Annotated in this window: 21 protein-coding genes and 1 pseudogene; 9 read left to right on the top strand and 13 right to left on the bottom strand. The window is 66.1% G+C overall.

Annotated elements, in window-relative coordinates:
• Window positions 1–9 precede the first annotated feature (9 nt).
• Both prfB and QOL68_RS11125 read left to right on the top strand, forming a co-directional pair.
• On the top strand, window positions 10–1,137 hold the full coding sequence (prfB, locus tag QOL68_RS11120; RefSeq protein WP_282949416.1) for a peptide chain release factor 2: 1,128 nt from the start codon (window positions 10–12) through the stop codon (window positions 1,135–1,137).
• 2 nt (window positions 1,138–1,139) lie between these two features.
• Complete coding sequence (locus QOL68_RS11125; protein WP_282949527.1) at window positions 1,140–1,856, top strand: class I SAM-dependent methyltransferase; 717 nt, start codon at window positions 1,140–1,142, stop codon at window positions 1,854–1,856.
• Here the strand turns inward: QOL68_RS11125 and QOL68_RS11130 are convergent.
• From QOL68_RS11130 to QOL68_RS11165, 8 genes and pseudogenes are all read right to left on the bottom strand, one after another.
• A complete protein-coding gene (locus QOL68_RS11130; protein WP_282949526.1) occupies window positions 1,853–2,218 on the bottom strand; it encodes a DsrE family protein in 366 nt (121 codons plus the stop codon). The genes QOL68_RS11125 and QOL68_RS11130 overlap by 4 nt on opposite strands.
• The gene (locus QOL68_RS11135; RefSeq protein WP_282949415.1) at window positions 2,206–2,955 is read right to left on the bottom strand and encodes a HesA/MoeB/ThiF family protein; all 750 of its coding nucleotides are present in this window, start codon (window positions 2,953–2,955) and stop codon (window positions 2,206–2,208) included. Before QOL68_RS11135 ends, QOL68_RS11130 begins: the two co-directional genes overlap by 13 nt.
• Window positions 2,956–3,057: 102 nt before the next feature.
• A pseudogene (dut, locus tag QOL68_RS11140) lies at window positions 3,058–3,519 on the bottom strand (dUTP diphosphatase); the annotation flags it as partial.
• A complete protein-coding gene (gene coaBC / locus QOL68_RS11145) occupies window positions 3,482–4,744 on the bottom strand; it encodes a bifunctional phosphopantothenoylcysteine decarboxylase/phosphopantothenate--cysteine ligase CoaBC (protein ID WP_282949414.1) in 1,263 nt (420 codons plus the stop codon). The pseudogene dut and the gene coaBC, both read right to left, overlap by 38 nt.
• A gap of 4 nt (window positions 4,745–4,748) precedes the next feature.
• A complete protein-coding gene (locus QOL68_RS11150) occupies window positions 4,749–5,045 on the bottom strand; it encodes a CcdB family protein (protein ID WP_058456306.1) in 297 nt (98 codons plus the stop codon).
• Entirely contained in the window at window positions 5,045–5,290 is a 246-nt protein-coding gene (locus QOL68_RS11155) for a type II toxin-antitoxin system CcdA family antitoxin (RefSeq protein WP_282949413.1), read from the bottom strand. Before QOL68_RS11155 ends, QOL68_RS11150 begins: the two co-directional genes overlap by 1 nt.
• 44 nt (window positions 5,291–5,334) lie before the next feature.
• On the bottom strand, window positions 5,335–6,879 hold the full coding sequence (gene ubiB, locus QOL68_RS11160; RefSeq protein WP_282949412.1) for a 2-polyprenylphenol 6-hydroxylase: 1,545 nt from the start codon (window positions 6,877–6,879) through the stop codon (window positions 5,335–5,337).
• Window positions 6,876–7,613 (bottom strand): class I SAM-dependent methyltransferase, encoded by a 738-nt coding sequence (locus QOL68_RS11165; protein ID WP_058456308.1) that lies wholly within the window; start codon window positions 7,611–7,613, stop codon window positions 6,876–6,878. Before QOL68_RS11165 ends, ubiB begins: the two co-directional genes overlap by 4 nt.
• 94 nt (window positions 7,614–7,707) lie before the next feature.
• On the opposite strand from QOL68_RS11165, the gene mutM reads away from it, so the two are divergent.
• From mutM to dnaA, 3 genes are all read left to right on the top strand, one after another.
• Window positions 7,708–8,520, top strand: a complete 813-nt coding sequence (gene mutM, locus QOL68_RS11170; protein ID WP_282949525.1) for a bifunctional DNA-formamidopyrimidine glycosylase/DNA-(apurinic or apyrimidinic site) lyase — start codon at window positions 7,708–7,710, stop codon at window positions 8,518–8,520.
• 177 nt (window positions 8,521–8,697) lie between these two features.
• On the top strand, window positions 8,698–8,961 hold the full coding sequence (rpsT, locus tag QOL68_RS11175; RefSeq protein WP_282949411.1) for a 30S ribosomal protein S20: 264 nt from the start codon (window positions 8,698–8,700) through the stop codon (window positions 8,959–8,961).
• A gap of 543 nt (window positions 8,962–9,504) precedes the next feature.
• Window positions 9,505–10,851 carry a chromosomal replication initiator protein DnaA gene (dnaA, locus tag QOL68_RS11180; protein ID WP_283404304.1) on the top strand — a complete coding sequence of 449 codons (1,347 nt, stop codon included), beginning with the start codon at window positions 9,505–9,507 and terminating at the stop codon, window positions 10,849–10,851.
• A 76-nt stretch (window positions 10,852–10,927) separates the two neighbouring features.
• Here dnaA and QOL68_RS11185 read toward each other — a convergent pair whose 3' ends face one another.
• The 4 genes from QOL68_RS11185 to secB all read right to left on the bottom strand — a co-directional run bounded on the left by QOL68_RS11185 (window position 10,928) and on the right by secB (window position 14,932).
• Entirely contained in the window at window positions 10,928–11,614 is a 687-nt protein-coding gene (locus QOL68_RS11185) for a DUF4136 domain-containing protein (protein ID WP_058456311.1), read from the bottom strand.
• Window positions 11,615–11,779: 165 nt separating this feature from the next.
• Window positions 11,780–12,778 (bottom strand): tryptophan--tRNA ligase, encoded by a 999-nt coding sequence (gene trpS, locus QOL68_RS11190; protein WP_058456312.1) that lies wholly within the window; start codon window positions 12,776–12,778, stop codon window positions 11,780–11,782.
• A gap of 3 nt (window positions 12,779–12,781) precedes the next feature.
• Window positions 12,782–14,392, bottom strand: coding sequence for a murein biosynthesis integral membrane protein MurJ (gene murJ / locus QOL68_RS11195; protein WP_282949409.1), 1,611 nt, complete (start codon window positions 14,390–14,392; stop codon window positions 12,782–12,784).
• 27 nt (window positions 14,393–14,419) lie between these two features.
• Window positions 14,420–14,932, bottom strand: coding sequence for a protein-export chaperone SecB (gene secB, locus QOL68_RS11200; protein WP_058456313.1), 513 nt, complete (start codon window positions 14,930–14,932; stop codon window positions 14,420–14,422).
• A gap of 207 nt (window positions 14,933–15,139) precedes the next feature.
• On the opposite strand from secB, the gene QOL68_RS11205 reads away from it, so the two are divergent.
• From QOL68_RS11205 to QOL68_RS11215, 3 genes are read left to right on the top strand one after another with little or no spacing between them, the layout of a single operon-like run.
• Complete coding sequence (locus QOL68_RS11205) at window positions 15,140–15,820, top strand: Tim44/TimA family putative adaptor protein (protein ID WP_156416603.1); 681 nt, start codon at window positions 15,140–15,142, stop codon at window positions 15,818–15,820.
• A gap of 5 nt (window positions 15,821–15,825) precedes the next feature.
• A complete protein-coding gene (mltA, locus tag QOL68_RS11210; protein WP_282949408.1) occupies window positions 15,826–17,163 on the top strand; it encodes a murein transglycosylase A in 1,338 nt (445 codons plus the stop codon).
• Between the two features lies 1 nt (window position 17,164).
• Window positions 17,165–17,737 (top strand): Smr/MutS family protein, encoded by a 573-nt coding sequence (locus QOL68_RS11215; protein WP_282949407.1) that lies wholly within the window; start codon window positions 17,165–17,167, stop codon window positions 17,735–17,737.
• Here the strand turns inward: QOL68_RS11215 and dapE are convergent.
• Entirely contained in the window at window positions 17,734–18,867 is a 1,134-nt protein-coding gene (gene dapE, locus QOL68_RS11220; RefSeq protein WP_282949406.1) for a succinyl-diaminopimelate desuccinylase, read from the bottom strand. The genes QOL68_RS11215 and dapE overlap by 4 nt on opposite strands.
• A 94-nt stretch (window positions 18,868–18,961) precedes the next feature.
• Here dapE and QOL68_RS11225 point away from each other — a divergent pair, with 94 nt between their 5' ends.
• Entirely contained in the window at window positions 18,962–19,429 is a 468-nt protein-coding gene (locus tag QOL68_RS11225) for a cupin domain-containing protein (protein WP_282949405.1), read from the top strand.
• The last annotated feature ends 75 nt before the right edge of the window (window positions 19,430–19,504 follow it).

Consider the following 19,504-nt stretch of genomic DNA (forward strand, 5'->3'; position numbering starts at 1 on the left):
GCAAAGACCATGCGCGCCGAAGCGCAGGATCATGTCGATACCATCAATGCCGCCCTCGCGTTGCTGCGCCGCTTCCTCGACTGGGACCGCGCGGTGCGCCGCCTCGACGAACTCAACGCGAAGGTCGAGGACCCGACGCTGTGGGACAATCCCAAGGCGGCACAGGACGTCATGCGCGAACGCCGCCGCCTCGATGAGGCGATCAACGCGACGCGCGCGATCGAAAAGGAGATGGGTGACACGGTCGAACTGATCGAACTCGCCGAGATGGAAGGCGACGAGGCGCTGGTCGACGATGCCGTCGCCGCGCTGGCGACGCTCGCCGCGCGCGCCGAAGACGACAAGATCAAGGCGTTGCTCGCGGGCGAGGCCGACAGTTACGACTGCTATATCGAGGTCCACGCCGGCGCCGGCGGCACCGAGAGCCAGGACTGGGCCGAAATGCTCCAGCGCATGTACAGCCGCTGGGCCGAGAAGCGTGGCATGAAGGTCGAGCTGATCGAATATCAGGCGGGCGAGCAAGCGGGGATCAAATCGGCGACGATGCTGGTCAAGGGCGAGAATGCCTATGGCTATGCCAAGACCGAAAGCGGGGTCCACCGCCTCGTCCGCATCTCGCCCTACGACAGCTCGGCGCGGCGCCATACCAGCTTCTCGTCGGTGTGGGTCTATCCGGTGATCGACGACAATATCGAGATCGAGATCAAGGAAAGCGACCTCAAGATCGACACCTATCGCGCCTCGGGCGCCGGCGGCCAGCACGTCAACACGACCGATTCGGCGGTGCGCATCACCCACATGCCGACCGGTATCGTCGTCGCGTCGCAGATCGACCGTTCGCAGCACAAGAATCGCGCGACCGCGATGGGAATGCTGAAGGCGCGTCTTTATGAAGCCGAGCTGCAGAAGCGCGAGGCCGAAGCATCGGGCGAATATCAGGCGAAGACCGAGATCGGCTGGGGCCACCAGATCCGCTCCTACGTCCTTCAGCCCTATCAGCTGGTGAAGGACCTGCGCACCGGGGTTACCTCGACTGCGCCGGGCGACGTCCTCGACGGTGCGCTCGATCCGTTCATGGCGGCGGCGCTGTCGCAGAAGGTGACCGGCGAAAAGGTCGAGGTCGAGGACATCGACTGATGATGCGCGGCGTCCTCGCGGCGCTGGCCCTCGTGCCGCTGCTTGGCGGCTGCGACGGCCCGTGGAACGAGGATAGCGATCGTATCGAGACCGCGCGCGAATTCCCGCCTGCAGATCGACCGGTTGCGCCGATCACCTCGACCAAATGGTCGACCGAGGAAGCGCGCGATCGCGTCAACGAAGCCGATGACGTGATGGATTCGGCCGACGTCCGCCCGGGAATGACCGTCGCCGACATCGGCGCGGGCGATGGCTACTACACCGTACGCCTCGCCCCTCGCGTCGGTGCGACGGGCCGCGTGCTCGCGCAGGACATCCAGCCCGAAGTGATCGAGCGCCTCGCCGATCGGGTCGCACGCGAGCGGCTCGACAATGTCTCGCTCAAGCTCGGCGCGGTCGACGATCCGCGACTGCCGGCGAACAGCTTCGACCGCGTGTTCATGGTCCATATGTATCACGAGATCGGCGAGCCCTATGCCTTCCTCTGGCGATTGCGCCCGGCGCTGCGGGCCGGCGGGCAGGTGATCGTCGTGGACGGCGACCGTTCGATCGCGCAGCACGGCACCCCCTTCCGCCTGCTCGTCTGCGAGTTCGAGGCGGTGGGCTACAAGCTGGTGTCGTACAACGACAAGGCGCACGCCGGCGGCTATCTCGCGCGCTTCGTGCCAGAGGGCAAACGCCCCGCGCCCGACGCGATCACGGTCTGCAAAAATCCCTAATAGGTCAGCAGCTGGTCGTTCGGCCCACTGTCGGCAAGAAAACTGACGAGACCGCCCGCGCGGACCTGCGGCACCAAGTCGCTTGCCGTCATCCGCACCAGCGCCATGCCCGACTGACAGACGGTCAGCCGCACGTCCATTGCCATCGCCTCGGCGATCAGCGAGACGAGATCGGGTTGTCCCGCGGCGCGCCGCGCGGCGTCGCCGTCGAACGTGACGGGTGTGCGGAGCAGCGCCGCAGCCTCGCCCTGCAGGAAGATGCGCACCGATCGGCCGAGCGCCGCCGCCGCCGCCGCGACTTCGAGCGCGGCATAGAAGCGCTGGCCATCGGCCGAGGCGACGATGATGCTCAGCCCCGGCATATCGGACACTCGGCATCCTTGGGCACCGCCACTTCGCGCCAGCGTCGGTCGAGCATGTCGATGATCGCGAGCTTGCCGGTCAGGGGCTGCCCCCATCCGGTGAGCGCGCGCACCGCTTCGAGCGCCGCCATCGTCCCGATCATCCCCGCAAGCGCGCCCATCACCCCCTGTTCGGCGCAGTTGATTCCGGGCCGGTCGGGGTCGTCGCCGACGAGACAGGCATAGCAGGGGCTGTCCTCCCGCCAACCTTCGTACAGCGCGACCTGCCCTTCGAACGCGCCGATCGCGGCGGAGAGCAATGGAATTCCGAGCGCAACGGCGGTGCGGTTGACGGTCAGCCGCGTTTCGAAATTGTCGCAGCCGTCGAGGATCAGGCCGGCACCGGTCAGCAGAGCATGGGCGTTGCCCGCATCGAGCCGCCGGGGAACCGCGACGGCCTCGACATGCGGATTGATCCGCAGCGCGGCGTCGGCGGCGACGTCGGCCTTAAGGGATCCGATATCGGCGTCGGTAAATAGAGGCTGGCGCTGGAGATTGCTGCGCTCGACGACATCATGGTCGATGATCGTCAGTTGACCGATGCCCGCCGCCGCAAGATAGGTGATCGCCGGACAACCGATCCCGCCCGCACCGATGACCGCGACATGCGCGGTCTTCAGCTTCGCCTGCCCTGCGCCGCCGAAGGCGGGCAGGATGATCTGGCGTGCATAGCGGTCGAGTTCGGCGTCCGACAGCAACGCCTATTCGCCCGGCTGGCGGAGTTTCATCGCGGACAGCGAGCCGACATTTTCGGGGATATTGTCGTCTTCGATCGCGTCGTCGCCGGTGCCGCCCGCGACGCCGGTCGACCCGAAGCCTCCGGCCCCGCGGGCGGTTTCATCGAGCGTCTCGACCTCGGCAAAGACGGCACGCTGGACGGGCGCCGGGACGAGCTGCGCGATGCGGTCGCCACGCGTGATCTCGAAATTATCCTCCGACAGGTTGGCGAGGATCACCTTCACTTCGCCGCGATAGTCGCTGTCGATCGTGCCCGGCGTGTTGAGACAGGTGATACCGTGCTTGAGCGCCAGACCCGAGCGCGGGCGAACCTGTACCTCATAACCGGGCGGGATCGCCATCGCGAAGCCGGTCGCGACCGCGTGGCGCGTGCCCGGCCGCAGGGTCAGCGTTTCGGCGGCGACGACGTCCATCCCCGCTGCGCCGCCCGACGCATAAGCAGGAAGCGGCAGGCCGCCGCCGTTCGGCAGGCGCTGGATGGCGATCTCAATCGGAATTAGCGGGTGCACGGGTTGCGAGTTCATCGGCGATCTTTTCCATCAATTTGCGGGCGACCGCGTTTTTGGGCAGCCGGTCCCAACTATCTACGCCCGCTTTGCTAACGATATGTACCCGGTTCGTCTCGCCCCCCATCGGGTCGACCGAGACGTCGTTGGCGACGATCCAGTCGCAGCCCTTGCGTGCGAGCTTCGCCTCGGCATGCGCGATCACATCATTGGTTTCGGCGGCGAAGCCGATCAGCAGCGGCGGGCGCTGCGGGCTTTTCGCGACGCTGGCGAGAATATCGGGATTCTCGGCGAGCGCCAGCGGCGGCACGGCGCCGCTGCCGTCTTTCTTGATCTTCTGCGGCGCGGTGTCGGCCGCACGCCAGTCGGCGACCGCAGCAACCATGATCGCGGCGTCGACCGGCAGGCCCGCTTCGACCTCGGCCGCCATCTCGCGCGCGGTCTCGACATCGACGCGGATCACTCCGGGGGGCGTCGGCAGATCGACCGGGCCGGCAATCAACAGCACCTCGGCGCCCGCTTCGGCGGCGGCGGCAGCGATCGCGAAGCCCTGCTTCCCGCTCGAGCGGTTGGCGATGTAGCGCACCGGGTCGATCGGCTCGTGCGTCGGGCCGGCGGTTATCAGGATGCGGCGGCCGAACAGCGGGCGATGGCTCGCGGGCGCAAAGTCGGGCTGGCCGGTGAGCGGGATCGGGGCGGGCGCGTTGGCGAGCGCCCGGTCGATCGCCGCCTTGATCGCTGCGGGTTCGGGCAATCGGCCCGGACCATATTCGCCGCACGCCATTTCGCCCTCGTCGGGCTCCATCAGGACGACGCCGTCGCCGCGCAGCGTTGCGACGTTGCGGCGCGTGGCGGGGTGCAGCCACATGCGCACGTTCATGGCCGGCGCGGCGAGCACGGGCTTGTCGGTCGCGAGCAAAAGCGTCGTTGCCATGTCGTCGGCGATGCCCGCCGCCATCTTTGCAAGCAGGTCGGCGGTCGCCGGCGCGACGACGACCAGGTCGGCCTCGCGGCTCAGCTGGATATGCCCCATCTCGACCTCGTCCTTCAAATCGAAAAGATTTGTATATACTTTATTTTCGGACAGCGCGGCGAGCGTCAGCGGGGTCACGAACTGCTCGCCGGCGCGAGTGAGGACGGAGCGCACGACATAGCCCGACTTGCGAAGCAGCCGGACGAGTTCGATGCTCTTGTACGCAGCGATACCGCCACCGATGATGAGCAGGATGCGGGGATTGGCCATCGTTTCAATATCCCGTCAGCAGGACGTCGAGCGCCCCGACAATCGTGAAATGCTCGCTCTCCAGATTGGCGATCGGACGTTGCAGACGGTCTCGCGGAATCGCGAAGATCAATTGGGTGGCCATTATCAGTTCCTCGCCATTGATGGCAAAGGCCGGATTGAGCCGGGGAACCGGTTCAAAACCCTTCGCCGGCATGAGCGGCACCACGACACGCGTCACGAGATCGCCAAGCAATTCGCTCTGACAGTCGAGCAGATAGCCCAATCCGCGCGAGCCCGGATAAACGTCGTACCGCGCCATCAAAACTGCCGGTATTTGTCATAAGGCATGCCGTTTTTGCGGATATATTCGTTCCAGCTCTCGATGGCCGCGCGATTTTCCTCTTTCCACGCGGCGTCGCGCGCCTTCTTGACCTCGGCGGCAAGGCCGGACTGGCAGGCATCGCTGACGTTGATGCCGAGCTTTTTCGCCTCTTCGACGAGCTCGGCATTCAATGAAACATTGGTTGCCCTTTTGGGCCCTTCGAATCGCGCAGGACGGTTCATCACCATTCTCCTTGCGCATAATCTATGCGCAGATCGCCACCCATTCAACCCATCCAGTTCAGAGCCGCCGCGCCGGCCGCCGCGCCGGCCAGCGCGGTCAGCGCATACCGCCACCAGCGCCGCGTCGCGCGCTTTTCCCACATCAGGGGAATGTCGGGCAAGGGCGGTGCGGGCGGCGCGGCGCCTTTCTTGGGCAATTGCTGATCGAGGCGGCGAATGATGTCGGGGATCAGCGCCAGCGTCTTGCCCTGTTCGCGGAGGCCATCGGCGAGCGCGGCTTCGGGGCCGAGTTCGTCGCGGATCCATTCGCTTACAAAGGGGCCGGAAACGTCCCACATGTTGATCTTCGGATTGAGCATCGTCGCGACGCCCTCGACCATCACCATCGTCTTTTGAAGAAGGAGGAGGTGCGGCTGCGTCTGCATGTCGAAATCGCGCGTGATCGCGAACAGCCCGTCGAGCATCTGCCCGACGCTGAGCTCGCTCACCGGCTTGCCACGCATCGGCTCCCCGACCGCGCGCAGCGCCGTCGCGAACTCCTCGACGCTGTGATAGTCGGGCACATATTGCGCCTCGAAATGAATCTCGGCGACGCGGCGGTAATTGCCCGTTGTCAGGCCATAAAGGATTTCGGCGAGCCAGTAGCGCGCCTGCCGGTTGATCCGCCCCATGATACCGAAATCGACCGCGGCGATCGTCCCATCGGCCTTCACGAACAAATTGCCCTGGTGCATGTCGGCGTGGAAGAAGCCCTCGGCGATCGCCTGCCGCAGAAAAGCGTTCACCAGATTGCCCGACAAGGCCTCCATGTCGTGCCCCGCCGCGATCAGCTGATCGCGGTGCGAAATCTTGATGCCGTCGATCCAGTCGAGCGTCATCACGCGATTGGCGGTGCGATCCCAGTCGATCGCGGGCACCTCGTAAGTCGGTACGGCCGCCATCGCGTCGGCGAGCTCCGACGCCGAAGCCGCCTCGCGGCGCAGGTCGAGTTCGCGCAGCGTCCACCGGCGGAAGTTGGCGATGACCTGCCGCGGGCGGAGGCGGCTCGCCTCGCCGCCGAGCGCCTCGAGATGCGCGGCGGCCCATTCATAGGTTTCGATGTCGCGCGCGAACTGCTTGTCGATGCCGGGGCGGCGGACCTTGACCGCGACCCTGCGGCCGTCGGTCGTCACCGCCCGGTGGACCTGGGCGATCGAGGCCGAGCCGACGGGTTCGGGTTCGAATTCGCTATAGAGGCTTTCGAGCGGAGCTTCGAACGTCGATTCGATTTCTTGCCGGATGCGGTCGAAAGCGACGGGCGCGAGCGCGTCCTGCAAAGTGAGCAGGTTACGCGCAGCCTCTTCGCCGACGAGATCGGGACGCGTTGCGAGCGTCTGGCCAAGCTTGACCGCGGCGGGGCCGATCGCCTGAAAGGCCGCGGCATAGTCGGGCACCGCGGGCTGGATCGTCCCGAAGCGCGCAATGCGGCACAGGCGCTTGACCCCCGGCGGGGTCTGCGGCGCGCTCTCGATCCCGCGCAGCGCGCCGTGGCGCGCGAGGATGCGTCCCCACTTCAGCAAGCGGGCAATATGGGTGATCGGTCGGGTCAAGCTTTCCACCCACTGTGGATCGCGACGAGGCCGCCCATGATCGGCTCGACCTTCACCGCTGTGAAGCCCGCCTCGCGGATCATCCGCGCGAATTCGGGCATCGGGGGGAAGCGGCGGATCGATTCGATCAGGTAGCGATAGCTGTCCTCGTCGTCGGCGATCAGCTTGCCGAGCTTCGGCACTAAATGATGCGAATAGGCGTCATAGACCTGTGCGAAGCCCGGCCATTCGTTGGTCGAAAATTCGAGGCAGAAGAAACGCCCGCCAAAGCGCAGCACGCGGTGCGCTTCCTTCAGCGCCGCAGGGATGTCGGTGACGTTGCGGATACCGAAGGCGATCGTATAGGCGTCGAAAAACTGGTCGGGAAAGGAGAGCTTCTCGGCATTCTGTTCGGACCAGACGAGCGTGTCGATCCCGCGCTCCGCCGCGCGCTCCATGCCGACGCCGAGCATGTCCGGGTTGATGTCGGCGACAGTGATGCTGGCGCCCGACCGCTCCATGCGGAAGGCGATGTCGCCGGTGCCACCCGCCATGTCGAGGATCGTCTCGCCCTCGCGCGGTTTGACGCGGCGCACGAAGCGATCCTTCCACAGGCGATGCATACCGCCCGACATCGCATCGTTCATAATGTCATACTTGCGCGCGACGCGGCTGAACACTTCGCCGACCATCGCGGTCTTCTCGCCCGCGGGGACTTGCTCATAGCCGAAGCTGACGGTTTCCGGAGTGGCCATGCAATTGCGCTTTCATGCGGGGAGAAACAAAGTCTGACCGGCCTTTAGCCAAGGGTTGAAGCGCAGGCAAATGGCGCGTAGCCGCATTGGCGATATGCCCGAACTGCCAGAAGTCGAAACCACCGTCCGCGGCCTCGCCCCTTTCCTCGAAGGACAGCGGCTGGCGGCGGTCACCACCTTCCGCCCCGATCTGCGCCGCCCCTTCCCGGCCGACCTTGCGCAGCGGCTGACCGGGGCAACGGTCACCCGCCTGTCACGCCGCGCCAAATATGGCATCGTGTCGACCGACCGCGACGACCATATGATCTTTCATCTCGGCATGTCCGGGCGCTGGCGCACCGAGGGCGGCGCGGCGGGGAAGCACGACCATCTGCTGCTCGAAACCGGCGCGGGGCACCGGCTGTTCCTCCACGATCCGCGGCGATTCGGGTCGGTCGATCTCGTGACCGGCGATCCGCTGCTGCTGTTCGAGGCATTCGTAGCCCTCGGCCCGGAACCGCTGTCCGATGCGTTCGATACGGCGTATCTGGCGGGGGCGCTTGCCGGGCGCCGTGCACCGATCAAGGCGATGCTGCTCGATCAGACGGTCGTCGCGGGGCTCGGCAACATCTACGTCTGCGAAGCGCTCAACATGGCGAAGATATCGCCGCTGAAGCCGGCGGCCGATGTGTCCAGGGCAAAACTGGCCGCGCTCGTGCCGGCAATCAAGGACGTCCTGATCGCGGCGATCGCCGCGGGCGGATCGACGCTGCGCGATTTCCTCAGCCCCGAGGGCGACCTCGGCTATTTTGCGAAGGACTGGCGCGTCTATGGCCGCGAAGGCGGGACGTGCGAATGCGGCGGCAAGATTGAACGCACGGTGCAGAGCGGCCGCTCGACCTTTCATTGCCCGAAATGCCAGCGTTAGGGGCGTTTCGCGGTTGACCCGAAATGACAATCTGGCTATGGGCGCACCCTTCGAGCAGGGTCCGGTCGTCCGGAACCGGCCGCATCCGGACATTGATTCGCTGCTTTCGCGCGATTCGGCTGCTCCGCTGAGGCTGTGCTCCGACCATGTAGACCGTTTGAAAGACTAGAGGAATTTATGGCCAATACGCCGCAGGCAAAGAAGCGCATCCGCCGCAACCAGGCGCGTGCCACGATCAACAAGAATCGCGTTTCGCGCATCCGCACGCTGGTGAAGAAGGTCGAGGCCGCCGTCGCTTCGGGTGACAGGGACGCTGCGGCGACCGCGCTGAAGGCGGCACAGCCCGAAATGGCGCGCGGCGTTGCCAAGGGCGTGCTCCACAAGAACACGGTCGCCCGCAAATATGCGCGCCTGACCAAGAGCGTGAACGCGATCGCCTAACCGCGCGATCGCCTGAACCCATTGTCCCGAAAGGGAACAAAAAGGACCCGTCGGCACCCAGTCGGCGGGTCCTTTTTTATGGCCCACTTTGTGACTCGGCGATGGCATTTGTGTTGCAGCGCGGTAAGTCACGGAATTCTCGCGATTCGCTAGCGTCACAAACGATGTCACAAATAATATATTGAAATTATTGAATAAAAATTGATCTTGGCGCGATTCCTGACCCCATCGGGAGTCAAGATTTTTATTTCAGTATTTTTACATGAGCGCCCCTTGATCGACTCGGCACCGCCTGCCTAGACAGGGGTGTCGTCGGCCTTCGCTGGCGGCCGCCACATCGACATGATTCGTTCTTTTTCGGACTGCGTGTCCGGGACAGGAGGCTTGCGCCCTAGGCGTGGGCTGTGACGGACCAGTATGTGCGCAGGCCGCGCGAAGCGTCTGGACGGTGGGGGACTTCAGGGGGCGACACGGGTGATACAAAGCAGGAATCGGCATGGGATGGACGCAAGGGATGGGGCTGTGAGCGGTGGAGACGCCGCTATGCTCTGGCCGCGCGTTGCAGAGGGGCTGCGCCGCGACCTCGGCGCGCGCACCTTCGACCATTGGCTGAAGCCGGTCCGCTTTGCCGACTATTGCGCACTTTCGGGCGTCGTGACGCTCGAGACCGCCAGCCGCTTTTCGGCAAACTGGATCAACGAACGCTTTGGCGAACGGCTCGAACTCGCGTGGCGGCAGCAATTGCCCACGGTGCACGGGGTAACGGTGCGCGGCGGCGCAGCGGCCGCCGACCGTGCGACCGCCCTGTCGTCGCAGCCGCTCCCCGCGTTCGAGGCGCCGCAACCGGCCCCCACCGCGAACCCTGCCCTGCTCGGTTTCGATCCGCGCCTCTCGTTCGACCGTTTCGTCGTCGCGCGCTCGAACATTCTCGCCGCCAATGCCGCACGGCGCATGGCGATGGCCGAGACACCGCAGTTCAACCCGCTCTATCTCTGCTCGGGTACCGGTCAGGGCAAGACGCACCTGCTTCAGGCGATCGCGCAGGATTATGCCGCGTCGCACCCGACCGCGAATATCATCCTGATGTCGGCCGAGAAGTTCATGCTCGAATTCGTCGGCGCGATGCGCGGCGGCGACATGATGGCGTTCAAGGCGCGGTTGCGCGCCGCCGACCTGCTGCTGCTCGACGACCTGCAGTTCGTGATCGGAAAGAATTCGACGCAGGAAGAGCTGCTTCACACGATCGACGACCTGATGACCGCGGGCAAGCGCCTCGTCGTCACCGCCGACCGGCCGCCGGCGATGCTCGACGGGGTCGAGGCACGGCTCCTGTCGCGCCTATCGGGCGGGCTCGTCGCCGACATTGAGGCGCCCGAGGATGATCTTCGCGAACGGATCATCCGCCAGCGGCTCGCCGCGATGCCGATGGTCGAGGTGCCCGACGCGGTCGTTGCCTATCTGGTCAAGCATTTCACCCGCAACATCCGCGAGCTTGAAGGCGCGCTCAACAAGCTGCTCGCCTACGCCGCGCTCACCGGCACGACGGTCGACCTCGCGCTCGCCGAAGACCGGCTGGCGGAGAATGTTCGCAGCGCTCGCCCGCGGATCACGATCGACGAGATCCAGCGCGCAGTGTGCGCTCACTACCGTCTCGACAAGTCGGAAATGGCCTCGAAGCGCCGCGTCCGCGCCGTCGCCCGCCCGCGTCAGGTCGCGATGTATCTCGCAAAGGAACTGACGCCGCGCTCTTATCCCGAGATCGGTCGCCGCTTCGGCGGGCGCGACCATTCGACGGTGATTCACGCCGTACGCACGGTCGAGGCGCTGCGCGTCGCCGACAGCGAACTCGACGCCGAAATTGCCGCCATCCGGCGCAGCCTGAACAGCTGATTGGGTCGCACCAAGGAAAAGGCCCGGCTTCCCTGGGGAAGCCGGGCCTTTTTTCTTGTCGCTTGCCGCTTGGCGATCAGCCCTTTTCGGGCGGCGCCACGGTGATGCGCACGCGCTCGCCCGAATTGCCGGGGAAGCCCGTGAACATCGCCTCGACGAGGTTCGGGACGATCGCCTGCAGATTATTGTCGCGCGACTGCGCTTCGGCATGGCCTTCGAACAGGCGATAACCATCGGCGGCGCGGTTGATCTGGAGGTTGAGGCCGCTGGTGTAGACGGTGTAGCTCGACACGTCGTTATAACCCCAGCCGGGTCCGAAACCGCCCCACAGGAAGGGGTCGCGATAGCCATAGACATAGCGGCGGCCGCCCGAACCGCGGACGATCACGGGGCGATAATAGGAAGGACCCCAGCCGCCGTACCATGGATCGCCGAAGCCGGGGCTCGAGACGACCTTCTCGCGGCCCTTGTCGACGCCATAGTCCATGCGGACGACAAGGTCCGGGCGCTCCCCGCTACTGGCAGGACGATAGCCGTAGCGGGTGAGTTCGCCCGCCACGAGATTGGCATATTGGCCGAACTCGATGCCGCCCTGCAACGCGGGATTGCTCGCCTCGATCGCAAAACTCTGGCCCTGCGGCGCGGGAAGCTGCGTCTGGAAGCGCGCGACATCGGCCTTGAAAGGCGTCGCGCAGCTTGCGAGCGCCAGTGCGGCACCCGTCATGGCGGCCAGGCCGAGATGCCGGAAATTGATCTTGCTCATGTCTCTGCTCCGTGATTCGGATCGGCACACACGGCGCCTTTTATAGCATGACTATATCGATGCGACTTAACCTTGGTTGAACCCGCTTCGTCGCGCGGCGGTTCCATCTCCCCGATATGGGGAGGTGGAACCGGCAAACAAGATTTTTCGTAATGAGACGAAGGTTTAACGGCAGAGCCCAAGCGCGGCATAGGCGGCATCGAGCGTCGGCTTGGCGAGCGCCGCGGCGCGCGCCGCGCCGGCTTCCAGCGCCGCGTCGATCGCCGCCGGATCGGCCTTCAATTCGGCAAAGCGCGTCGCGATCGGCCGCAGCGTCTCGACGAGCAATTCGCCGAGTGCCGGCTTGAACGCCCCGAACCCCTGCCCCGCAAAGCGCGCGAGCACCTGATCGACGCTTTCATCGGCCATCGCGGCATATATCGAAACGAGATTGGCCGCCTCGGCCCGACCTTCGAGCCCCGCGGCTTCGGACGGCAGCGGTTCGGGATCGGTCTTCGCCTTCCGGATCTTCGCCATGATCGTATCGGGATCGTCGATCAGGTTGATCCGGCTCGCGTCACTCGGGTCCGATTTCGACATCTTCGCCGTCCCGTCGCGCAGGCTCATGATCCGCGCCGCGGTCGGCGGGATCGTCGGCTCGGGAAGCGTGAAGGTCTCGGTCCCGGTATCGAGGTTGAACTTGGTCGCGATGTCGCGCGCGAGCTCGAGATGTTGTTTCTGATCGTCGCCGACGGGGACGTGCGTCGTCTGATAGAGCAGCACGTCGGCCGCCTGCAGTACCGGATAGGCATAGAGGCCGACGCTCGCGCCCTCGCGGTTCTTGCCCGACTTTTCCTTGAACTGCGTCATCCGGTTGAGCCAGCCGATCCGCGCGGTGCAGAAGAGCAGCCAGGCGAGTTCGGCATGCGCGGGGACGCGCGCCTGGTTGAACAGGATCGCCTTGTCGGGGTCGATACCGGCCGCCATCAGCGCCGCCGCCATTTCGCGCGTGTTCGCGGTGAGCTCGGCCGGGTCGTTGTGGACGGTGATCGCGTGAAGGTCGGCGAGGAAGTAAAGCTTTTCCCCCGGCATATCGTCCTGCATCCGCACCCAGTTGCGAATCGCGCCCAGATAATTGCCGAGGTGCAAATTTCCGGTGGGCTGGATGCCCGATAGCGTCCGCATGCCTTATTCCTTCGTGGTCGCCGCGCCATTGCGGCGCCGCCGCGTCAGCATGGCGAGCAGATCCTTGTCAAGCGCGCCGGTCGCGAAGGCGGCGGCAAAAAAGACCATGCCGCCCGCGGCGACGAGGATGGCGAGCGACCAGATGCGCTCGAAGGCACTGCCGCCGTAAAAGGGCTCCATCAGCGGCATCATATAGAGGAGCAATGCCGCCATCGCCGCGACCGCAACCAGCTGGCGCGCGATGCGCCCGGCGAGCTTCGCCGTGAAATGGAACCAACCGCGACGATGAAGCACCGTATAGAGCAACAGGCAATTGACCGACGCCGACACCGCGGTCGCTCCGGCGAGCCCGACGATGCCATAGCGTTCGACGACATAGAGGTTGATCGCGATGTTGACGAGCAGCGAGGCAAGCGCGGTCCACACCGGCGTCTTGGTATCCTCGCGCGCGAAGAAGCCGGGATTGAGGATTTTCACGATCACATAGGCGGGCAGGCCGCAGATCAGCGCGACGACGATTTGCGCCATGACCACGCCGTCGCCGGCCGTAAACTTGCCCCCGACGAAGAAGGCGGTGACGAACGCCGGAGCGCAGATCGCGAGCGCGGCGGCGGCGGGGAGCGTCAGCAGCGTGGCGATTTCGAACGCGTTCGCCTGCAACCGCTGTGCCTCCGATGCGTCGCCGCTGTGGATGTGGCGCGAGAGCATCGGCAGGATCGCGGTGCCCAGCGCGATGCCGACGATCCCGAGCGGCAACTGGTTGAGCCGGTCGGCAAGCTTGAGCAAAGTCAGCGACCCCTGCGGCAGCGAGGTCGCGAAGAAGGTGTCGACGAACTGGCTGACCTGATAGATGCCGGCGCCGAAGGTCGCGGGCAGAATCAGCGCCCCGAGCCGCTTCACCTCGGGGGTGAATTTCGGGAGGCGCCAGTGGAGCGTCAGGCCGGCGCGCCGCACCGCCCACACCATATAGGCGAGCTGAACGACGCCCGCGAGGCTCACCGCGATCGCGAGCGCTTCCGCAACGATCCGGTCGTCGCCGCCGGGCCCCCGCAGCCACCAGCCGGTGACGATCCCGCCGATCAGCACGATATTGAGCAATACCGGCGCAAAGGCGCCGGGCGCGAAGCGCGAGCGCGCGTTGAGCAGGCCCGAGAGCATCGCGACGAGGCTGATGAGCGCCAGATAGGGAAAGGTCACGCGGCTCAGGAACACCGCGAAGTCGAACTTGCCCGGCACCTGCTGGAAATCGCGCGCGAGCAGCCACACGATCCCGGGCATCACAACCATCATGATCGCGGAGAAGCCGAGCAGCACCCAGAGGAAGACCGAGAGCACATCGTCGGCGAATTTCGCCGCCGCTTCCTCACCGCCCGCTCCGCCTTGTCCCGTTCCGTGCAGCGCGCGGCTGTACATCGGCACGAAGGCGACCGAAAAGGCCCCTTCCGCAAACAGGCGGCGGAAGGTGTTGGGCAGGGTGAAGGCCAGCTGGAAGGCGTCGGCGGCGAGCCCGGCGCCGAGGACGCGGGCAAGCAGCATGTCGCGCGCAAAGCCGAAAAGGCGGCTGACCATCGTCAGGCCGCCGATCGTCCCCACGCTTTTGACGAGGCTGCTCAACCCCTTCGCCTGCCCCCGTCGCGGGGTTTAGGCCTGACCGACCACGACGTCGCCGGCCGCCTCGGCCTGCATCGCCTGCGCCTGTTGCATGAACAGGCCGTGGAAATCGATCGGTTCGAGGAGCAAAGGCGCGAAGCCGCCGTCGCGCACGACGTCGGCGACGACGCGGCGCGCGAAGGGGAAGAGGATGCGCGGCGCTTCGGCCAGGAAGAACGGCTGCAGCTGGTCGTCGGGGACGTTGCGGACGCCGAACAGGCCGGCATATTTCAGGTCGACGATGAACGACGTGCCCTCGTCGGTCTTCGACGTGATGTCGATCTTCAGCGACACTTCGTACAGATTTTCGCCGACGTTGTCGGCACCGATGTTGAACTGGACATCGACCTGCGGCGCCGACTGCCACTGGTAGACGGCGGGCGCGTTCGGATTCTCGAACGACAGATCCTTCACATATTGCGAGATCAGGCCGATCGCGGGCGCGGTATCCTCGCCGTTCGGCTGCAGGGCGGGGTTGAAGTCGCTGCTGGTCTCGTCAGCCATGATCTTAACGCTTTCGTTGGAAAAGAATGGGAAGGATCGGCCGCGAAGGCGGCGCGTTGCCGCGGCGCTTAGCAGCGGCGAAGCGTCAGCACAATGGGCGCGAATCGTTGACCTGCCGCAAGCCTGCGGTCATGGTGATTTGAAACATGGCCGCGGATCGCCTATGTTGAACCAAGATTTTCCATCGTCCGCACTGGATATTTGCCTGTGACCGCTTTTTCGATCGTCCTGCTCGCCATGATCGCTGCCTTTTTGGGTATGCGGCTCTACTCGGTGCTCGGCAAGCGAACGGGGCACGAGCAGGAACCCGTGCTCCCGCGCCGCGACGACCGTCCAACCTCGCCTTCTGCCTCCGCGCCGGTTCGCCTCGACGACGCCGACACGTTGAGCGCGCCGCAGGCGGCCGCGCCCGGCGGGACAGGCCTCGTCTATGAACCCGCCGCCGAAGCGGGCCTTCGCCAGCTGCTCGCGAGCGATCGCAATTTCGACGCCGGCCGCTTCATGGAGGGCGCCGAGGCGGCGTATCGGATGATCCTCGAGGCCTTCTGGACCGGCGACCGAGACACGCTCCGCGACCTCTGCGACGACGACAGCTACGATGGTTTCGTTACCGCGATCGAAGCGCGCGAGGCGCGCGGCGAGAAACTCGACAACCGCCTGATCGGGATCGATTCGGCAAAGATCACTGCGGTCGAGATCGACCGCCGCGAGGCGCGGATCACCGTCCGCTACCGGGCCGACATCAGCGCCGTCACCCGCGACGCCGACGGCAAGATGATCGCGGGGTCGATGAGCGACGCGTCGCAGACCGACGATTTCTGGACCTTCCGCCGCCAGCTCGGCAGCAGCGATCCGAACTGGTTGCTCGACGAAGTCGAAGCCGCCTGATTTCCGTGGCTGACGCGAAGACGCACCGGGCGCCGCTGGCGCGCCGATCCAGCTTCGCCCTCTTGGCCTTCCTGCCGTTGCTGTCGGCCTGCACTTCGGTGATCCCCGAAGCGGGCCCGCGTCCGGCCGCTGCGACGCAGGCCCCCACGCCTGCGCCCACGCCCGTCGGTTCCCCGCGCCCCTATACGCCGCGCCCATCGGAAACCGGGAGTGTCGCCGCGCAGCCGGTCCCTGCGACACCCAATCCGCCGCTACCGGCCCCCGCCCCGTCCGCGACAGCGACGACCGCGGCCGAGGCGGGCGTGATCGCCGGGCCGGAATATACCGAGCTGGGGATCGGCGCCGAACAGGCGACCGCCGCGCTTAAGGCGTTTCGCCTGAGCTGCCCGTCGCTGCTCCGCCGCACCGACACGAGCGGTCTCACCCAGAACGCCGAATGGACCGAAAGCTGTGCCGCCGCGAAAGACTGGGCCGACCGCGACGCGACCAATTTCTTCAGCCGCTATTTCGGGACCGTCCAGGTCGGCGCGGGCACCGCCTTCGTCACCGGCTATTACGAGCCCGAAATCGCCGGATCGCGGACCCCGCGCCCGGGCTATGACGTGCCCATCTATCGCCGCCCCGCCGACCTGGTCGACGTCGACCTCGGCCAGTTTTCGGGCGACCTCGCTGGCAAGAAGATCCGCGGCCGCGTCGAAGGCAGCAATCTCATTCCCTATTACGACCGCACCGCGATCGAGAGCGGCGCGCTCGCGAACCGCGGGCTCGAAATCGCCTGGGCGGCCGACGCCGCCGAATTCTTCTTCCTGCAGGTGCAGGGGTCGGGGCGCCTCCGTCTGCCCGACGGCGCCATCATGCGGATCGGCTACGACAGTCAGAACGGCCGCGATTATGTCGGCATCGGCAAGCTCCTGCTCGACCGCGGCGAGTTGCAGCGCGGACAGGCGTCGATGCAGGGCATCCTCGACTATCTACGCGCCGATCCGGTGCGCGGCGCGGCGGTGATGAACGAGAATCCGAGCTGGGTCTTCTTTCGCGAAGTCACCGGCCCCGGACCGCTCGGCGCGCTCGGCGTGCCGGTGACCGCGCGCTCAAGCCTTGCCGCCGATCCCAAATTTGTGCCGCTCGGCGCGCCGGTCTTCCTGTCGCTCGACCGCGCCGAACCGAACGGGCTTTGGATCGCACAGGACACCGGCGGCGCGATAAAGGGCGCGAACCGCTTCGACAGTTTCTGGGGCGCGGGCGATCAGGCGCGCGCGATCGCCGGCGGCATGGCGGCGCGCGGCGCGGCGCTGCTCCTCCTGCCGCGCGCGAGCGTCGCGCGGCTCGCCCCGCGACCCTGACATGGCACGCCGGCTCGATCCGCACGAAACGGCGCTCTGGAAAAGGGTCGCGGCGACCGTCGAGCCGATCGTCAAGCGCCCCGCAGCACCCGAGCCCAAGGCCCCGCCGACCGTGCGCCCGCCGAAAGCCACGCCGCGAAGCACCGCCGCGCCTGCCGCTACACCTGATCCGGTCCGCTTGCCGCCACGGCGGCGTAGCTGGTCGGGCGCGACCCTCGACGGCCATTGGGACCGGCGCCTGCGCAAGGGGCTCGTGCGCCCCGAGATGACCATCGACCTTCACGGGCACAGCCTCGCCTCGGCGCAGGCTCTACTCGACGAGGCGATCGGGCGCGCCCTGATGCGCGGGGCGCGTGTCCTGCTGGTGGTTGCCGGGCGATTGCGCCCAGGCGCCGACCGCTTGCCGCTGATGCACGGCGATCCGCGTCCGCGCGGCGCGATCCGCGCCTCGCTGCCCGACTGGCTGTCGGTGTCGCCCTATGCCGACCGGATCGTCGCGCTGCGCCCCGCGCATATCAGCCACGGCGGCGGCGGCGCGGTCTATGTGATCCTGCGCCGCCCAAGAGAAGACTAGAGGAAGGCGCGCATCAAAATGCCGCGATAGATGGCGGTCAGCTTGTGCAGGTCGTCGACCGCGACCGCCTCGTCGAGCTTGTGCATCGTCGCGTTGGTGAGGCCGAATTCGACCACCGGGCACAGCGCGTGGAGGAAACGCGCGTCGGAGGTGCCGCCGGTCGTCGACATTTCGGGCATCAGGTCGGTCTCGGCATGGATCGCCTCGGCGACAAGCCCCGACAGTTCGCCCGGCGGGGTCAGAAAGGCTTCGCCCGAAATCCTGCCCACGACCTTCGCCAGCGGCTCGACGTCCTGCGCCAGCCGCTCGACCATCGCGACGAGATCGGCGCCGCGATGCTGGTCGTTGAAGCGGATCGACAGCCGCGCGCGCGCCGAGGCGGGGATAACGTTGGTCGCGCCATTGCCGACCTCGATATCGGTGAATTCGATGTTCGACGGCTGGAACCAGTCGGTCCCGGCGTCGAGGCTGACCGCGTCGATCGCCGCCAATATCCTGACCAGCTTGGGGATTGGGTTGTCGGCGAGGTGGGGATAGGCGACATGGCCCTGCGTCCCCGGCACGTCGATCCAGATATTGACCGAGCCGCGCCGCCCGATCTTCACCATATCTCCGAGCCGGTTGACCGATGTCGGCTCGCCGACGACGATCATGTCGGGCCTTATGCCGCGCGCATCCATATGCTCCATCAGCGCACGGGTACCGAAGATCGCGGGCCCCTCCTCGTCGCCGGTGATGATCAGGCTGATCGTCCCCGCTTCGGCCGGGGTCGCAGCGGCGGCGGCAACGAAAGAGGCGATCGCGCCCTTCATGTCGACCGCCCCGCGGCCGTAGAGCAAATCACCACGGATCTCCGGCACGAAAGCATCGCTCGTCCAGCCGACGCCCGGCGGCACCACATCGAGATGCCCCGCGAAGCCGAAATGCACGGGCCCCTTGCCAGCACGCACCGCGAGCAGATTCTCGACCGGCCCGTCGGGTTCGATGCCGTCGATGAACCTCTCGACCGTGAAACCAAGGGGCGTCAGCGCTGCCTCGAGCACGTCGAAAACGCTGCCCGTGGCGGGCGAGATGCTGGGTGCGGCGATCAGCGCCTGCGCGAGGGTGACGGGATCGACGGCGTTGCTCATGCCGCTCCCTTACCCGCTTGCGCCGCACCAAGTCGAGGCTTTGCATCGGACCCGCGTTGTGCGAAACAAAGGAAGAACAAGGAAAGGGACTGCCATGCCCAAGCTCGATCTCGACGCCATCCCGCAGACCAATGCCACCGGCTATCCCGCGCCCTATGACGCGCCGGTACAGGGGCGCTGGTATCGCCGCCTTGCGCCGCCGGGCGGGATCAGCGACTTCGCGGCGAGCCACGTCGTGCTGAAACCCGGCGCCTGGTCGTCGCAGCGCCACTGGCACGACGGCGAGGACGAGATGCTGGTGATGATTTCGGGCGAGGCGGTGCTTGTCGAGGATGACGGCCGCTGGCCGATGCGCGCGGGCGATATCGCGGTGTGGCCGAAAGGCAGCACCAACGGCCATCATCTGATCAATGAATCGGATGCCGATTGCGTGTTCGTCGCGCTGGGCGGCGGCAGGAAATATGATACCGGCGGAGGCTATTCCGACATCGACATGGTTTTTACGCCCGACGGCTATTTCCACAAGGACGGCACGCCCTATCCGGCGAAGCGAATTCCATGATGCCCAGGCAGTGATGGGCCGCTCTGCGGCGGGGAGCGGACAGTGCTTCATCCTCCTCGGTCATCGCGTGCGCAA

It is taken from the genome of Sphingopyxis sp. Geo25, from assembly GCF_949769135.1.
Lineage (GTDB): Bacteria > Pseudomonadota > Alphaproteobacteria > Sphingomonadales > Sphingomonadaceae > Sphingopyxis.

Excerpts from the sequence above, each read along its gene's own strand:
- QOL68_RS11125 (WP_282949527.1), top strand. The coding sequence starts at position 1,140 with ATGCGCGGCGTCCTCGCGGCGCTGGCCCTCGTGCCGCTGCTTGGCGGC.
- secB (WP_058456313.1), bottom strand. The coding sequence starts at position 14,932 with ATGGCTGACGAGACCAGCAGCGACTTCAACCCCGCCCTGCAGCCGAAC.
- mutM (WP_282949525.1), top strand. The coding sequence starts at position 7,708 with ATGCCCGAACTGCCAGAAGTCGAAACCACCGTCCGCGGCCTCGCCCCT.
- QOL68_RS11130 (WP_282949526.1), bottom strand. The coding sequence starts at position 2,218 with ATGCCGGGGCTGAGCATCATCGTCGCCTCGGCCGATGGCCAGCGCTTC.
- QOL68_RS11185 (WP_058456311.1), bottom strand. The coding sequence starts at position 11,614 with ATGAGCAAGATCAATTTCCGGCATCTCGGCCTGGCCGCCATGACGGGT.
- rpsT (WP_282949411.1), top strand. The coding sequence starts at position 8,698 with ATGGCCAATACGCCGCAGGCAAAGAAGCGCATCCGCCGCAACCAGGCG.
- coaBC (WP_282949414.1), bottom strand. The coding sequence starts at position 4,744 with ATGGCCAATCCCCGCATCCTGCTCATCATCGGTGGCGGTATCGCTGCG.
- dapE (WP_282949406.1), bottom strand. The coding sequence starts at position 18,867 with ATGAGCAACGCCGTCGATCCCGTCACCCTCGCGCAGGCGCTGATCGCC.
- QOL68_RS11165 (WP_058456308.1), bottom strand. The coding sequence starts at position 7,613 with ATGGCCACTCCGGAAACCGTCAGCTTCGGCTATGAGCAAGTCCCCGCG.
- dnaA (WP_283404304.1), top strand. The coding sequence starts at position 9,505 with ATGCTCTGGCCGCGCGTTGCAGAGGGGCTGCGCCGCGACCTCGGCGCG.
- QOL68_RS11155 (WP_282949413.1), bottom strand. The coding sequence starts at position 5,290 with ATGAACCGTCCTGCGCGATTCGAAGGGCCCAAAAGGGCAACCAATGTT.
- trpS (WP_058456312.1), bottom strand. The coding sequence starts at position 12,778 with ATGCGGACGCTATCGGGCATCCAGCCCACCGGAAATTTGCACCTCGGC.
- QOL68_RS11225 (WP_282949405.1), top strand. The coding sequence starts at position 18,962 with ATGCCCAAGCTCGATCTCGACGCCATCCCGCAGACCAATGCCACCGGC.
- QOL68_RS11215 (WP_282949407.1), top strand. The coding sequence starts at position 17,165 with ATGGCACGCCGGCTCGATCCGCACGAAACGGCGCTCTGGAAAAGGGTC.
- QOL68_RS11150 (WP_058456306.1), bottom strand. The coding sequence starts at position 5,045 with ATGGCGCGGTACGACGTTTATCCGGGCTCGCGCGGATTGGGCTATCTG.
- prfB (WP_282949416.1), top strand. The coding sequence starts at position 10 with ATGCGCGCCGAAGCGCAGGATCATGTCGATACCATCAATGCCGCCCTC.